Origin of the sequence: Brevibacterium sp. CBA3109 (assembly GCF_040256645.1) — a bacterium.
Lineage (GTDB): Bacteria > Actinomycetota > Actinomycetes > Actinomycetales > Brevibacteriaceae > Brevibacterium > Brevibacterium koreense.
Map to the genome: position 1 here is coordinate 2,904,259 of NZ_CP158281.1, position 14,366 is coordinate 2,918,624.

General features: G+C 63.6%; 13 protein-coding genes. 7 read left to right on the forward strand and 6 right to left on the reverse strand.

Annotated elements, in window-relative coordinates; all coding sequences use genetic code 11:
* Positions 1 to 145: 145 nt before the first annotated feature.
* Complete coding sequence (locus AAFP32_RS13285) at positions 146 to 955, forward strand: ABC transporter permease (protein ID WP_350269514.1); 810 nt, start codon at positions 146 to 148, stop codon at positions 953 to 955.
* A 196-nt stretch (positions 956 to 1,151) separates the two neighbouring features.
* The gene (locus tag AAFP32_RS13290; RefSeq protein ID WP_350269515.1) at positions 1,152 to 1,691 is read left to right on the forward strand and encodes a MarR family winged helix-turn-helix transcriptional regulator; all 540 of its coding nucleotides are present in this window, start codon (positions 1,152 to 1,154) and stop codon (positions 1,689 to 1,691) included.
* Positions 1,692 to 1,774: 83 nt separating this feature from the next.
* On the opposite strand, the gene AAFP32_RS13295 is transcribed toward AAFP32_RS13290, so the two are convergent.
* From AAFP32_RS13295 to AAFP32_RS13310, 4 genes are all read right to left on the reverse strand, one after another.
* Entirely contained in the window at positions 1,775 to 3,931 is a 2,157-nt protein-coding gene (locus tag AAFP32_RS13295) for an MMPL family transporter (RefSeq protein WP_350269516.1), read from the reverse strand.
* A gap of 936 nt (positions 3,932 to 4,867) precedes the next feature.
* Positions 4,868 to 5,854 (reverse strand): M56 family metallopeptidase, encoded by a 987-nt coding sequence (locus AAFP32_RS13300; RefSeq protein ID WP_350269517.1) that lies wholly within the window; start codon positions 5,852 to 5,854, stop codon positions 4,868 to 4,870.
* Positions 5,851 to 6,240, reverse strand: a complete 390-nt coding sequence (locus AAFP32_RS13305; protein WP_350269518.1) for a BlaI/MecI/CopY family transcriptional regulator — start codon at positions 6,238 to 6,240, stop codon at positions 5,851 to 5,853. Before AAFP32_RS13305 ends, AAFP32_RS13300 begins: the two co-directional genes overlap by 4 nt.
* Positions 6,241 to 6,245: 5 nt before the next feature.
* Positions 6,246 to 6,809 (reverse strand): hypothetical protein, encoded by a 564-nt coding sequence (locus AAFP32_RS13310; RefSeq protein WP_350269519.1) that lies wholly within the window; start codon positions 6,807 to 6,809, stop codon positions 6,246 to 6,248.
* A gap of 144 nt (positions 6,810 to 6,953) precedes the next feature.
* Between AAFP32_RS13310 and AAFP32_RS13315 the strand changes: the two genes are divergently transcribed.
* The 5 genes from AAFP32_RS13315 to AAFP32_RS13335 all read left to right on the forward strand — a co-directional run bounded on the left by AAFP32_RS13315 (position 6,954) and on the right by AAFP32_RS13335 (position 11,756).
* Positions 6,954 to 7,697 (forward strand): DsbA family protein, encoded by a 744-nt coding sequence (locus AAFP32_RS13315; protein ID WP_350269520.1) that lies wholly within the window; start codon positions 6,954 to 6,956, stop codon positions 7,695 to 7,697.
* A gap of 6 nt (positions 7,698 to 7,703) precedes the next feature.
* The gene (locus tag AAFP32_RS13320; RefSeq protein ID WP_350269521.1) at positions 7,704 to 8,897 is read left to right on the forward strand and encodes a hypothetical protein; all 1,194 of its coding nucleotides are present in this window, start codon (positions 7,704 to 7,706) and stop codon (positions 8,895 to 8,897) included.
* Between the two features lie 68 nt (positions 8,898 to 8,965).
* The gene (locus tag AAFP32_RS13325) at positions 8,966 to 9,709 is read left to right on the forward strand and encodes a DsbA family protein (RefSeq protein WP_350269522.1); all 744 of its coding nucleotides are present in this window, start codon (positions 8,966 to 8,968) and stop codon (positions 9,707 to 9,709) included.
* On the forward strand, positions 9,709 to 10,599 hold the full coding sequence (locus AAFP32_RS13330; protein WP_350269523.1) for a cytochrome c biogenesis CcdA family protein: 891 nt from the start codon (positions 9,709 to 9,711) through the stop codon (positions 10,597 to 10,599). The genes AAFP32_RS13325 and AAFP32_RS13330 overlap by 1 nt, the downstream gene beginning before the upstream one ends.
* Complete coding sequence (locus AAFP32_RS13335) at positions 10,599 to 11,756, forward strand: PQQ-binding-like beta-propeller repeat protein (RefSeq protein ID WP_350269524.1); 1,158 nt, start codon at positions 10,599 to 10,601, stop codon at positions 11,754 to 11,756. Before AAFP32_RS13330 ends, AAFP32_RS13335 begins: the two co-directional genes overlap by 1 nt.
* A 36-nt stretch (positions 11,757 to 11,792) precedes the next feature.
* On the opposite strand, the gene AAFP32_RS13340 is transcribed toward AAFP32_RS13335, so the two are convergent.
* Complete coding sequence (locus tag AAFP32_RS13340; RefSeq protein ID WP_350269525.1) at positions 11,793 to 13,064, reverse strand: MFS transporter; 1,272 nt, start codon at positions 13,062 to 13,064, stop codon at positions 11,793 to 11,795.
* A gap of 166 nt (positions 13,065 to 13,230) precedes the next feature.
* Complete coding sequence (locus AAFP32_RS13345) at positions 13,231 to 14,265, reverse strand: aminotransferase class V-fold PLP-dependent enzyme (RefSeq protein WP_350269526.1); 1,035 nt, start codon at positions 14,263 to 14,265, stop codon at positions 13,231 to 13,233.
* Positions 14,266 to 14,366: the final 101 nt, after the last annotated feature.

Here is a 14,366-nt window from a genome sequence, read left to right on the forward strand (position 1 = left end):
CGAACGCAGATGTCCAAGAGCTGACACTGCGCCAGCCCTCACTCGATGATGTGTTCCTTTCAGTCACCGGTGAACACATCCGCAGATCAGATAACAGCAACATCGGCCCCGGAAGCACAGTCGGCCAAACGGAGACGAGAACCACATGACAACCACGCCCAGCACAATGGACCGCGCCGATACCGAGGCGCACCGCGCGGGATTCGTCCGTGACTTGTTCTCCGTGGCTACTCGAGCTCTGCGGTCGATCCCTCGCGGGCCGGCTGAGGTCATTCCCGCATTGATCATCCCGGTCTTCTTCTTCGCGGTGAACATCGGTGCATTGGAACCTCTGGCGGAGGCCAGTGGAGTGGAGGACTTCCGGGCTTTCCAACTGCCGGTAGCCATCATCTTTGCCGTCACCGGTGTTTCTCGAGCCAGCGGACTTGTCACCGATATCAGCAGCGGTTACTTCGATCGGCTACTGCTGACTCCGATGCGCAGGTCGGCACTCCTCCTGGGGCTGATGGTCGCTGATCTGGTGCTGGTCATGGCGCTCTGCGTGCCGGTACTGATATTGGGGTTCGCAGTTGGCGTCGACTTCACCACCGGCATCGCCGGTGCCATCGTCTTCATCGCCATTGCCGGTCTCTGGGGAATTGCCTTCACCGGATTCCCCTATGCGATTGCGCTGCGCACCGGGACCCCTGGGGCAGTGAACTCCTCGTTCTTGTTCTTCTTCCCCTTCGCCTTTCTGACCACCGCATTCTTGCCGCAGGAAGCACTTTCCGGCTGGTTGTCCGTCGTCGCCGACTACAACCCCATCACCTACCTGCTCAGCACCCTTCGATCACTGCTCAGCGACGGCTGGATATGGGCCGACATCTGGCCCGGCCTGGTGGCCATCGTCGGGGTCGGTACGGTGAGTTTCACTCTCGCCTTCTCCGCCCTACGCGGCCGTGTCTCCCGAGCATGATCGTCCGCCCATGGCCCGACAGGCCGTTGGAGAAGTAGGCGCATGGGGCTTCGCCGTTGAATTCAACTCTCAGAGTTCACGTCCCACCATTCACTCGGTGTCTCTCAATCCCATTGACTAGACTGGGTACAGGCGATCCACGACGAGCCCACCCGGCCCGACGATAAAACAAGCAAGAGACAACAGCGAGGTGTGCGTGTCGAGCATCGAGAAGTCGGCGGTCTACGACGTCGACTCGAGTGACCCACAGCAGAAGCTCATCGACCGATCGAACATGTCACCCGAAGCTGTTGCTCAAATCGGGGAACTCATGTCCGCTTTCGGACAGTTGCGCGAAGCCGAAGAGGCGATGTCAGAGGCCTCGCAACGGTACATGAAACTCAATGCCACAGACATGAAGGCAATCCATTACCTCATCATCTGCAAGCACCGAGATGCCATCGGCACACCCGGGGGTATCGCCGAGCATCTGGGCATCTCTGCCTCTGCGACCACGAAACTACTCGATCGGCTGGAGCACGGAGCGCACCTCACCCGAGCACCTCATCCGAGTGACCGGCGAGCCCAAGCGATCAGCATCACACCTGGGACCTATACTGCGGCGATCGAAAATGTTGGACGCCAACAGTCCAGACGCTTCCATGCCGCAGCCCGGTTGACATCCGCCGAACGCGAAGTGGTCATCCGTTTCCTGCGTGAAACCAGAGATGACATCACCTCCTCTGCATCAGACTAAACCGCACCATCGGCGATGAAGGGGAGGATCAATTTCCACTGCTCCGCCCCTTCATCGACATGCCCGATCAGTCGTGCTTTTGCTCAGTGCTTACTGGGTTTGGCCAGGCGAGACGGCCACCATAGACGATCCCCGATCCACAGCGACAGGGCCGGCACCAACAGCGTCCGCACGATCAAGGCGTCGAGGAGGACACCCAGGGAGACGATGATCGACAGCTGGAGGAGGAACTGGATGGGAAGGACGAGGAGGGCCATGAAGGTCGCGGCGAGCACGATTCCTGCACTTGTGATCACTCCCCCAGTCACCGACAGCCCCCGAAGAGTGCCCTCCCTGGTTCCGTGCGTGATGGTTTCCTCGCGAACCCGAGTCATCAAGAAGATGTTGTAATCGATTCCCAACGCCACGAGGAAGACGAAGGCATAGAGCGGTACCGAAGGATCTGATTGCGGCTGTCCGATAAGTTCGAAGATGACAGCACTGACTCCCAAAGCCGTGCCGAAACTGACAACCGTCGTCGCCAACAACACCACTGGAGCGACCAAGGACCTCAGTAAGAGGGCGAGCATGATGGTGATGACCACAAGAACGATGGGGATGATCACCACTCTGTCTCGTGACGACGTATTGTTCGTATCGAGATCAACAGCTGTACTGCCACCAACCAGTGCCTGGGTAGAGGACAAATTGTCCCGCAGATCCTCGACGGTGCCTTCTGCTTCGAGTGAGTCGGCAGGAGCGGACAGCGTCAGGGAGAACATGATCTCGCCGCTGATTTCCGTCGGTTCTGCCGCCGGGGGGCCCGGTCGCGAGTTCGTGCTTGCCTGGCCATTGTCGTCAATAGGCGTCGTGCCAGACGAGGAGTCCTGGGCGACCAGAGCGAGGTTGTCGATACCGTCTGTCGACGAAATTGCCTCAGCGACCTCCTGACGTTCGTCACTGGGTGCAAGCACATAGGCGGGATTACCCGAGCCGCCAGAGAAGTGACGATCGATGACCGCCTGGCCGTCGCGCGCCTGACTGTCACCGAGAACAAATTCGCTCTGAGGAACCCCATTGGCATCGAGGAATGCCAAGCCCGCGCACCCGATGACAAGGACCACGGTGACCCCAGTGACAACTCGACGGGGTCCTTTGGCGACGAAACGACCCACCCTCGGCCAGAGCCCGGTGGCATCCGGACCGGTGAGCGCCGGGTGTTCAGTTCCGTATTTGGGTCCCCGCGGCCAGAACGCCACGCGCCCGAAAGCGGCGAGCAACGCGGGGAGGAAAGTCAACGTGGCGAGCACGGCACAAGCGATTCCCACGGCCGCAACCGGCCCCAGTGCAGAGTTGGATCCAAGGTCGGACAGGAGAAGGCACAAGAGCCCCACAATGACGGTTCCACCCGAAGCCAGAATAGGTTCGAGCACACCGCGCACCGCCTTCCAGGCAGCGAGGAAAGGGGTCGCACTTTCCCGCAGCTCTTCTCGATAGCGGGCGATATAAAGCAGCGAATAGTCGGTGGCGGCACCGATGACCAGGATGAAGAGGATGCCTTGCACCTGCCCATTGAGTGTCACGATCCCTTCACGAGCCAAGGCGACATTGATGAGCACCGCTGCGCAAAGAGCCGTGAGTGAGCTGATGAGCACAAGAATCGGCAACAGGGGTGATCGGTAGACGATGACGAGGATGACGAAGACGACGCCGAGAGCGACGAGGAGCAGGATTCCGTCGATCCCGCCGAAGGCCTCCTGCAGATCGGCTGTGAAACCTGCGGGACCACTGACCCAGAAATCGAGGTCAGAGAGCTCCTGCCCGGCTTCTTCCTCTAACTGGGTGACAACATCGCCGATCTCGGCGTCGGAGGGAATCGAAACGATCAGTTCCGCTGCCTCCTCGTCCTCTGAAGGGATGACCGGCGAGGACTGCGCACCAGGGATGACCTCGGTCGATCGATCAGCAAGACGATCGAGTCCATCCCGGTCGGCGTCGGTGAGTCCCCCTGAGCGTTCGGCGACGATGATCGCGGGGATTGCGTCTGATCCGTTGAACTTCGCGATTTCATTCTGAACCTTCGTCGATTCTGCGCTCGAGGGCAAGAAAGACGATCTCTCATCGTTCGCGACTTCGTCAATCGATCCGAAGCTCATCCCACCAAACCCGAAAACCGTCAACCAGACGAGAATGAGCACGGCAGGGACAAGGATGCGCACGACCCGGCTGGGATGATGCGCAGACTGGAGGGTTTCTTTCATCTGGCTAGTATTTCACCTAGTGAACTTAAATGCCAAGGGCTTGCGATCATAGAGAAATCACTCGGCAGCGGCAGCAGGTCGGAGCTCTGGGCCAATGGGGCAATGACTCTGACATCGGTTCTGTGTTGATGCAGCAGAAGTGCCCTGAAACCTCTCAGTCTCAAAACCCATGGCATACACGAACGTCTGAAGCGAGCTGCACACGAACCATCGTCGGAGCCACAATCGCCGCACCGACAGCGACCGTCGGGTTCCTCTCCGCCCCGGGGCGGCCTCTGCCACCGAGGAACCACTGGTCGCCTCAACCGACACCTTCGGCTCACAGATCGACGGTCCGCTCATCAATCTCGGGGATCTGGTGAACCAAATCGGCTCCATCAACATCGGGCAGTTCCAGCAACTGCCGACGCAGTGCTCCCCCACCCGATGCGAACGACCCGACGTTTCAGATCGGCCTGTACGTCGACATCCGAGGACCACTCGATGTCAAGGACAAGCGTGCAAGAGCCCATGCCGCCCCTCTCATGCAGCAGCACTCAACTGCGTCGACCGGCTGCCTGTCACCTCACTGAGGCTGTCAGAGGTTCTCACCGGGTGACGACCGAATCGGCGGCGACTCCGGCGACCGCGATCACGCCTCGCTGAAAATGCCTGTCGTGCCCAGTCAGGCGAACGCGGCCACAGCGTTCACTGGGGAGCGCCGCTGAGCATACTGGCGACCAGGCCGAGCACGGCGACGACGGCCAAGACTATGATGAACACACGTTTGCGCATACTCCTGATTCTACTGTGGGGCGGCGGGGCAGTGTCCACGCCTCGTCTCATCGGGCGACTGTCTCCAGCCTGCCGCGACACTTGCGCCTGATGTGTCCCTGCTTGATGGCTTCGCGCACCACGGAATGGAGACGGCCTGGTCACCAGCGAAGGAGACCGCTGTCAGGGCATGACGCAGCCGGTGACCAGCACCGTGGCATAGGAGTAGAACACCGAGGAGAAGACGGTCACGAAAGCGGCGAGCACACTGGCCAGTGCCACGACCGGCAGAACCCCGGACGTCATGCTGGCCGGTGAGACAAGCTGGCGGATCCGGTCAGGTCCGGCGATGTTGAGTGCGTAGGGCCCGCTGAGGCGATCGGTCACGCTCGAGGTCTGTCCGATCTTGAGCAGGGCGCTGGCCAAGGCGGGCGTTCCGGCGGTTTTGCGCGCACGGTCGTCGGCAGCGATCTCGAGATAGTGGGGAATGGACGCTGCCACTTCGGCGAACAGCGGAATGAACGACAGCGGTCGAACGAATGTGTCGACCACCGCCATGATCCGATGATGCCCTTCGTCGACATGCGCCCTCTCATGTTCGAGTACGGCAGTGAGTTCGTTCTGCTCCAAGCTCGCCCACAGCCCCTGGGAGACGATCACTCCGCCGTACTTCTGTGGCAGGGAGAAGGCGAAGGGAGCCTGACGGTCGATGATGCTCAGGGACCGACCGTCGATATCGGCGACCGCCGTGTCCTGGCGCAGACGCAGGGCAGCGGCAGAGTTCGCCTTCCTGCGCCGAGCCTGCTGGTACAGCCCCCAGACGGCAGAGACGAGGGAGAGCATCAGGGGGAAGAGGAGGAAGAGGACCACCGGGACCAGAGTATCGACCTGCGCGAGACCAGGGAACGGGCTGGCCGCGATCAGGCATCGCTGACAGACCTCGGCGAGGGGAACCGGCAGCACGTCGGGGCCCTTGAACAGTGAGGCGGCCATCAGGCTCAAAGCTGCCACGACCGCCCACCACATCAGAGGCACGGACAGGAGCCCGAACACAGCGAGGCGCGGGGCTCGCATGAGAACGGGCGCGGCCGTCCGCACGAGGAAGGGACCGATCCAGGCGACGAGGGCGAACAGTGCGGCCGCGCCCACGCCGATGGGCAGCAGACTCATCCGCGCCCATCCTTGGAGTTGAGATAGCCGCGCAGGAGCTCGACGTCGGCGGCACCGATGCCTTCGACGAAGTGCAGGATCGAGGCCGCCCGGTCTCCCCCGTTGACCAGTGCCTTCTGCATGAGGGTGGCGGCATGCTCTTCGCGGCTGATGCTCGGGGTATGGAAGACCGATCGACCCTGACGTTCGCGTTGGACCAGGTGCTTGCGTTCGAGATTGGTCAGGACCGTCGCGATCGTCGTATAGGCGGGATCGGCATCCGATGCCTCGATGATCTGCCTGACCGTCAACGCACCCTCATCCCACAACAGGTCCATGACCTGCTGTTCGAGAGCGCCGAGGCGGATCGGCGATGAATTCTCGGTCGAGACCGACTCCGAAGTCATGGCAGTCAGATCCTTTCGCGAGTGGGCACCGGGCAGGAGAGCTGCCCCTTGAGACGGACGACCACTGCGACCAGCAGCAGGACGACCGAGAACACCGCCAGCACGGGCTGCAGCGGCGCGAAGTACGTGAGAGCCCCAGTGTAACCGAGCACGGCGAGCGCGATCTTATTGCACACCGGACACCCCACGGCGAACCACCCGAGCATCCCGCCCACGGTGCCGAAGGCACCCCCGCGGCGTTCGGAACTGTCATCGGAGCGCTCAGCGCCGACCGCCTCGGCGGCCTCATCGGCAACGCCCTTGACCCCACGCGAACTCCTCACCTCAGCGCCGGGCTCGCGGACATAGGTGGCGATGAGCAGGCCCAGGAGGATCGACATGAGAATCCAGACCGGGTAGTCCCACCACTCGGCAGAGATGTCTCTGGAGAAGAAGGAGTTGGGGATGAGCACCGTGGACAATCCGATGATGACCGCACAAGCACCGGCGGCCGCGATGGCGATGACGATGCGGCGGATGCCCCACATCCGAAGCGACCGGACCGCCTCGGCGGGATAGGAGAACAGCACGGGCGTCCCTTCGTTGCGCGGCTTCGGACAGAGTGTCTACTATGGGCGTTAGTATACTATGCCAGATAGTAAAGTTCTATGGTGCGTTCCCTCGAGCGCATGCCGATCCGACTTTCCCACCCTCTCCTCTTCAAGGAGGCTCCCGTGCTCCGTTCCACTCGCGGCCCCATGGTCTGGCTTGTGCCCCTAGCCGTCATCATCCTCGCTGCGGTACTCATCGGTGTGATCATCGCCAACCAAGGCCCCTCTGACGACAGTGCCGACGCCGAGCATTCTGACTCGCAGAGCGAATCGGGATCCGGCGGCGAGTCCGGGTCCGGCGGCGAAGAGATCGATCTGTCCTTCGTCGAACACAGGGTCGAAGACGACAGTCGCGCGCTCGGCGATGTCGATGCGCCGGTGACTCTGGTGATGTTCTCCGACTACCAGTGCCCCTACTGCGCGACCTGGAACGAGGAGACGCTGCCGACCATGATGGACTATGTGGACAAAGGTGATCTGCGGATCGAGATGCGCGACCTCGCCATCTTCGGTGAGGAGTCCGAGAGGGCGGCCCGAGCAGCCTATGCCGCCGGCCTCCAGGGCAAGTACTGGGCGTTCCACAACGCCATGTTCGACGGCGGCGAGCATCCCCCGTCATCCGAACTCGACGACGACTCACTGGTGGCAGAGGCCAAGGGCCTCGGGCTCGATCCGGCACAATTCAAGGCAGACATGAATTCGGTTCAGGCCCACGATGAGTTCGAGGCCATCGCCCAAGAAGGCCAGTCTCTGGGCGTGGCCAGCACACCGACGTTCGTCATCGGCGGCAAACCCCTCGTGGGTGCGCAGCCGACCAAGGAATTCGTCGGCGCCGTCGACGGCGCCCTCACCGAGGCGCAAGGCTGAGCACGCGTGAGACCACGGTCGGCCGCCTCGGCGGTCCTGCCTCTCAGCCTCGCACTCACCCTTGGGCTGGGCGCCTGCTCTGGGCTCGGCTCGGACTCCTCGTCGTCAGAGCCGAGCTCTGTGGGAGAACAGGCCCCAAGCGTCGATTCTGGTGAGCCGGACAGCGATTCCGCGGCGGCACCCACCGTCGACCCCAGCTGGGACGCGCCGGCGCAGGAGGAGGACGGGATCTTCCTGTCGATGCACGAGAACGATGGCAGCCTCGACCATCGCGCCGTCGATTCGACGGGTCAGATCCTGTGGACCACGCAGCGTCCGCGAGCCTGTTCCACCTACCTTGTCACCACCACCCGCGACGGCCCCATCGCAGTCCTCATGGATCAGGACTCCCCTACCGGCGACTCGCTGACACCCACCGCGAGCGGCTATGACCTCACGACCGGAGAGACACTGTGGGGGCCCGTGGAGACGCCTGGGCCACTACTGGGCAACGGCCTCGTCTTCGCGGGAGCGCCGAAGGATTTCATCGGAACCGGCGGCCCGCGCACCGCACTCGACCCGTCTACCGGAGACGTGGTCGCCGCCGAAGGTGAGGGCGAGTCCTCCCGGGTGATCGCACTGTTCGGTGAGCACCTGGTGCGCAGTCAGGGCAGCGACATCCTCGGGGAGGATCTCGATGGCCGCAGACTCTGGACCCGGGCAGCCGAGGACTTCGGCATGTCCGCATCCGAGGCCCGGGAGGTTCCCTGGGAGTTGATCGGTGACTCTCATGCGCTGCTGGGCGAGGCGGGGAGTCAGGCGCGAACCCTGATCGACCTGCGCTCGGGGGCCACCGTCGATGCCGAGATCGCTGAGGCTTGGTTCGACTCATCGAGTGACACCCTGGTTTCGGTCGGGTCCCATCTGCGCGGACTCGACGCTGATGGGACGCAACGTTGGAGCACACCCCTACCCGAGAACGCTGAGGTCGCAGCCGTGGGCGCAGGCCTCATCGCCTTCGACTCCGAGAGCGGGCGCGACTCCGATCACGCAGAGTCCTCGCCTACAGCCAGATCCGCTCGCGACGGAAGTGCGATCGAGGGCGAGACTCCCCTGCTCATGACGATCGCCCGGCTCGGAGCACCTCACCTCATCTCCGAATCCGGTGCCGCGCTCATCGGCGACCCACAGACACCGCTGCTGGTCACGAGTCAGGGCTGAATGTTGGCACCACGGGAGTGCCATGACCTACACTTTACTAAGCTGCATAGTAATTCAGGAGTGGTGATATGCCCAGACACGAAGCGGTCAGGCCCCAATACCGATGGTGGATACCCCTCACGGTCGTCGCCGCGGCCCTGGCGCTCGTGCTCATGATCCTCTTCGTAGATCGCGGGCAGAACGATGACTCTGCTCGGAACACCGACGGCGGGCAGCAAGAGCCGGATGTCGTCGTCACCGAGGTCGAAGATCCCGAGCAGAAGGATCTCAGCGACTTCGACAGCGACGATGAGGATCCCTTGGCCGACGGTCCGGTGGATGCCCCAGTCACGCTCGTCGTCTTCTCCGACTACCAGTGCCCCTACTGTGCGGCCTGGTCTCAGGACACTCTGCCGACGATGCTCGACTACGTCGACTCCGGTGATCTGCGCATCGAATGGCGTGAGGTCAACGTCTTCGGCCGCGCCTCCGAACAGGCGGCCAAGGCAGCCTATGCGGCCGCCCTGCAGGACAAGCACTGGGAGTTCCACGAGAAGCTGTTCGCCGGGGGCAAACCACGCGCACCGGAGGACCTCTCCCCCGAAGCTCTGACATCCGCGGCTGCCGACATCGGACTCGACATGGATCAGTTCGAGGCAGACATGAACTCACCAAAGACCGCCGAGGCTGTCGACGAGAACGCAGCAATGGGCACCGAACTCGGTGCCTTCTCGACTCCGACGTTCATCCTCGACGGACAGCCCTACGTCGGCGCCCAACCCACCAGCGTCTTCGTCGACGCCATCGAACAGAACCTGGAAGGGCAGAACTGATGGACATCGGATTGCTCAGCGCCTTCATCGGCGGAGTCCTCGCACTGCTCAGCCCCTGCGCGGCACTGCTGCTGCCGGCCTTCTTCGGCTCCACGGTAGGGGTCGGGTCACGACTGCTCCTGCACGGTGGAATCTTCTACGTGGGCATGCTGCTCGTCCTCATTCCCCTGGGCATGGGAGCAGGAACCCTGGGTGCGATCTTCACCGCCTATCGCGGCACGATCGTCCTCGTCGCCTCGGTGATCCTCATCATCCTCGGCATCGTCCAGTTCTGCGGTGTCGGATTCGACCCCGCAAGGGTTCTGCCTGGTGCCGACGCCATGAGGTCCAAGTCCGCAATGGCGACGGGAGGCACGAAGACGTTCCTCCTCGGCGCCACGAGCGGGATCGCCGGTGTCTGCTCCGGGCCGATCCTCGGCGCAGTCCTCACCCTGGCATCGACGAAAGGCAGCGTATTCCTCGGCGGCGTGATGCTGGCGGTCTACGGAGCCGGCATGGTCGTTCCACTGTTCATCATCGCAGCCCTGTGGTCGCGGATGGGACCGCGAGCCCGCGCGCTCATGCGCGGGGGCTCTCTCACACTGTTCGGTCGCAGGCTGCCCGTCGTCTCGATGATCACCGGAGCGCTGATGGTCCTCATCGGCATCGTGTTCTGGATGACGAACGGCCTTGTCTCGGCACCGTCCCTGGTCTCGACGTCCACCCTTGCCCAGATTCAGGAATGGGCGGGAACGTGGACCTCGACCACGCTCGACATCCTCGTCGTCTGCCTGTTGGCGGTCATCGCGATCATCCTGTGGTTCCGTCATGAACGCCGCCGCAACAGGAACGAACGCGGTGAGAACGAACACGGCGGGAACGAACGCAGCGGGAACGAGTCGAGGCACTGATGGGCAGGAGACGCATTCTGACACTGGCCGCTGGCCTGAGCACAACGCTGGCCCTCCTCGGCTGCACGACGACTGAAGAGCCGCCCGACTTGGAACGCGAACCGAAGCAGGCCAGCGCGGAACTCGATGCCATCGACGCCTCCGATCTGCAGCTGCCTCTGATCGTGGAGCCCCTCGAGCTCGTGGAACCGGGTTGGGACCTCGACGTCAAGCACCTCGGCGATGTCTTCCTGTCTGCGCGCAGCGGTGACGAACGTCTGGACTTCAGCGCCGTTGACAGCAACGGCACCACCCTGTGGCAGGCTCAGCGGCCCACCGGGTGCACGGGATTCACTATGACGCTCGACAGCGAGGGGCAACCCTTGGCGGTGCTCACCGACTCGGCTTCCGATGAAACCTGCACTACCGAGGTGACGGCCAGCGCCTATGACCTCGAATCGGGTGAACAGCGGTGGGGCCCGACAGAGGTGCCCGGTCCGATGCAGGGACCTGGGGCGGTATTCTCCTCCGATGACGGCGACGAGGCGGTGGCTCTCGATCCTGATACCGGTGAAACTGCGGAGGAGTCTTCGACCTCCCGCGTCCTCGGCGAGTTCCAGGGAACTATCCTCAGCGTCGACGAGGACACGCTCTCCGCGTCAGATGAGGGAAAGACCACTTGGAAGATTCCGCTGTCGGACCACGATTGGAACGCCGACGGGCTCACCGCATTTCCTGACCAGACCGAAGGGCTGATCCACCTCGATGCGAAGGACGGTTCCGGGCCCGTCATCGATGCAGAATCGGGCGATATTCTCGATGACTCCGCCAGTGAGATCGCCCGAGACGCGAACTCGGAGATGATCATCACCAGGGACCCGCAGGGCCTGACGGTCATCGACGCAGCAGGAACGAACGAACTGCCCGTGTCTCTGCCGAAGTCCGTGGTCTTGGAAGCCGCCGTCGGCGGCCTCATCTACCTGCGCGAGGGCGAGACGCTGCGGGTCCACAACGCAGCCACCGGCAGCATCGCCCGAGGCTACCCTGCAGAAGGTTCGGGTGTCGTAGCGGTTCCAGATGCCTTCACCTCGAAAGGTCTGGGGACTCTGCGCGCCGGTGACCGGACCCTGCTGGCCACGGATCGGGTGGTCGAGGAATCAGCGGAAGGGCAACGCTGAGGCTCCCGGCCCTCAGAGGCGGCTGCAGCACCACCGCTACGAGGCCCGCGTCCGCCTGCGCGTCATCCGGATGAGCACGGCGGCCAAGAGGGCACACAGCAGATACACCACTCCGACAGCAATCCACCCGGCAGCGAACCCGCCGTCTGAGCCGATGAGCAGGCCCATGCCCAAGGGCCCCAGAGCGAATCCGGCGAACATGCCCGCCGTGACCATTCCGCTTGCTGAGGCCATTGAGGCAGGCGGGATCGATCGCATGAGGACGCTCATGAGCACCACGGAGACGCCGAGTGCCGAGATTCCGTGCAGCGCGACCGCAACCCAGAGCAGCCATGACCAGCTGCTGACAACTGAAGCGAAGAACAATGCCGCTCCGGCCAGTGCGATGAGTGCCAGAACGAGCAGCACCCGCAGCCCCGAGGCGCCACGGGCCATCAGCCTCGCCCAGCTCACACGGGCGATCACACCGATGACACCGGCCAAGGCCGCAGTGACACCGCCGAGAACGAGCGAGAAGTCCAGCTCACGCACGGCGAAGAGCGGCATGTAGACGTTCGTGGCCTGAACGCCGATCCCGTTGAGCAGACCGAACGCCGCCAATGCCCACACGATGCCCGGATGCCCTGCGGCTTTCGGGGTTTGCAGAGGTCGCACACCTGTGCCAGCAGCCACCTCGGCGCTAGCGGTTCCTGCATCGACGCTATCGGAATCCGACACGGCAGCAGACACCAGCAGCGGGGTGGATCGCAGGGAATGCCAGGCCATCGCCATGAGGACGAGCGGGATGATGGTGATGAGCAGGGCCGCACCCCTCCACCCCATGGCCACCGCGAGGACTGGGAAGGCAAGACTGGAGACCAGCTGACTGACTTGGACTCCGGACTGTTTGATGCCGACCCAGCCGATCCGCTTCGATTCAGGAACGCGTTCGAGCAGAATCCGGTTCGTCACACCGTTCGGGAAGGACTGAGCGACTCCGGCGACGCTGGCGGCGACGAGCAGCATCCCGAACCCGGCCGGCACCGTCACCAGCACGAAACTCGCAGCTGCGAGCCCGAAGACCGCCATCACCAGCAGCAGGTCGGACCGACGGTCGGCGACACGGCCCAAGGTCGCATTGCCGATCGCGGCGCACCCGAAGCAGACGGTGGCGAGCAGCCCGAAATGTGCTTCAGAGATGCCGAGGTCGGAGATGATCCGATCGCTCGTCGCACTCAGCCCGTAGAGCAGCAGCGGCCCAGCACCGACGGCACCGATGAGGACGCTCAGCAGCCCGCGTCCCGGCTCCCGCTGAGATCGATTCTCCATTCCGTGGCCCTCGCCTTGCAGCCGTCGTCTCTCACTCTCCACCGTGTGGTGTCCTCCTCCTGCCGACCTGGATTCGCTCAGGTCAGTCCGTGCAGTGCTTCGAGCGTTGCCGTGACATCGTCCTCGTCGTTGTAGATGTGGAAGCCGAACCGTGCCCGCCCATCGGTCATGGAGAATCTGATCCCGGCCTCTTCGAGTCGTGACGGAGCCGCATCAGAAACCCGATCGACACAATCGCAGAGTTCGACGCTTCAAGCCCCAGCCCTGCACGGAAGGCATTGGCCAAGGCCACGTCGTGGCCATGGATCCGATCGACACCGACGGCAAGGAGAAGCTGGAGCGCGGGCGCCGTCCCCACCCAGCTGTGCCAGGCCGGGGAGATGTCGAAGGCGCGGGCGCTGTCAGCAAGGCGCATCGGCATGCCGAAACTCGCTCCGCTCCCACCCGCGAACCAGCCTGCGGCGAGTGGTTTCAGTCGCGCGGCGAACTCGGCCTGCCGCTGCGTGCGCGCCTCGCCAGTGCCTCGACAAGTCAGAGGGCGCATCGTGAGGAAGGCCGAGCCACGTGGAGCGCACAGCCATTTGTAGGCGGCGACGGCGAGGAAATCGACCTCGGCAGCATTCAGCGGCAGCCACCCGGCGGCCTGCGTGCCATCGAGGACGGTCAGTGCTCCCACCTCGTGCGCACGTGCCGTGATCGCCGGGATGTCGGCCACTTCCCCGGTTGCCGACTGGGCAGCCGAGAACGACACGAGTGCTGTTGACTCATCAATGGACTCGGCGAGGGAGTGCAGCGGTGCGGTGCGAACGCGCACCCCGCGGTCCGCGTGGACGGCGAACGGGTAGACCCCGGAGGTGAACTCGATGTCGGGGACGAGGACCTCGGCGCCGTCGGGAAGGGCCGCAGCGATCGGGGCGAGCAGTTGGGAGACGGCCGCCCCCGTGGACACCCAGTCCGCATCGGCACCGACCAACTGCGCGAAGAGCTCGCGGGAGGTCTGGACGGATTCCGCCCAGGTCTGCCAGGATCGGCTGCCGCGTCGCCATTGTTCGAACGATGCTTGCATCGTGTCCCACCCACGCCGAGGAGGTGGCCCGTATGAGCAGGAGTCGAGGAAGGTGCGGTCGACGTCCCATTCCGCCTGCGCCTGGGCAAGCGAGAGTCCGGAGGTGTGCGCGCTGCGATCGTCATCGATTCCCATTCCACCGAATCTAGCACCGAGGTGGGACGTGGGAGCAGAGCGACCGGTCTGCAGACCGATCAGCCTCGCGGGTCGATGCTGCTGGGTCGGTACTGCTGGGT

Bases quoted from the DNA above. Each gene is read 5' to 3' on its own strand.
- AAFP32_RS13345 (WP_350269526.1), bottom strand. From the start codon at position 14,265: ATGGGAATCGATGACGATCGCAGCGCGCACACCTCCGGACTCTCGCTT.
- AAFP32_RS13295 (WP_350269516.1), bottom strand. From the start codon at position 3,931: ATGAAAGAAACCCTCCAGTCTGCGCATCATCCCAGCCGGGTCGTGCGC.
- AAFP32_RS13300 (WP_350269517.1), bottom strand. From the start codon at position 5,854: ATGAGTCTGCTGCCCATCGGCGTGGGCGCGGCCGCACTGTTCGCCCTC.
- AAFP32_RS13285 (WP_350269514.1), top strand. From the start codon at position 146: ATGACAACCACGCCCAGCACAATGGACCGCGCCGATACCGAGGCGCAC.
- AAFP32_RS13335 (WP_350269524.1), top strand. From the start codon at position 10,599: ATGGGCAGGAGACGCATTCTGACACTGGCCGCTGGCCTGAGCACAACG.
- AAFP32_RS13330 (WP_350269523.1), top strand. From the start codon at position 9,709: ATGGACATCGGATTGCTCAGCGCCTTCATCGGCGGAGTCCTCGCACTG.
- AAFP32_RS13340 (WP_350269525.1), bottom strand. From the start codon at position 13,064: ATGGAGAATCGATCTCAGCGGGAGCCGGGACGCGGGCTGCTGAGCGTC.
- AAFP32_RS13305 (WP_350269518.1), bottom strand. From the start codon at position 6,240: ATGACTTCGGAGTCGGTCTCGACCGAGAATTCATCGCCGATCCGCCTC.
- AAFP32_RS13325 (WP_350269522.1), top strand. From the start codon at position 8,966: ATGCCCAGACACGAAGCGGTCAGGCCCCAATACCGATGGTGGATACCC.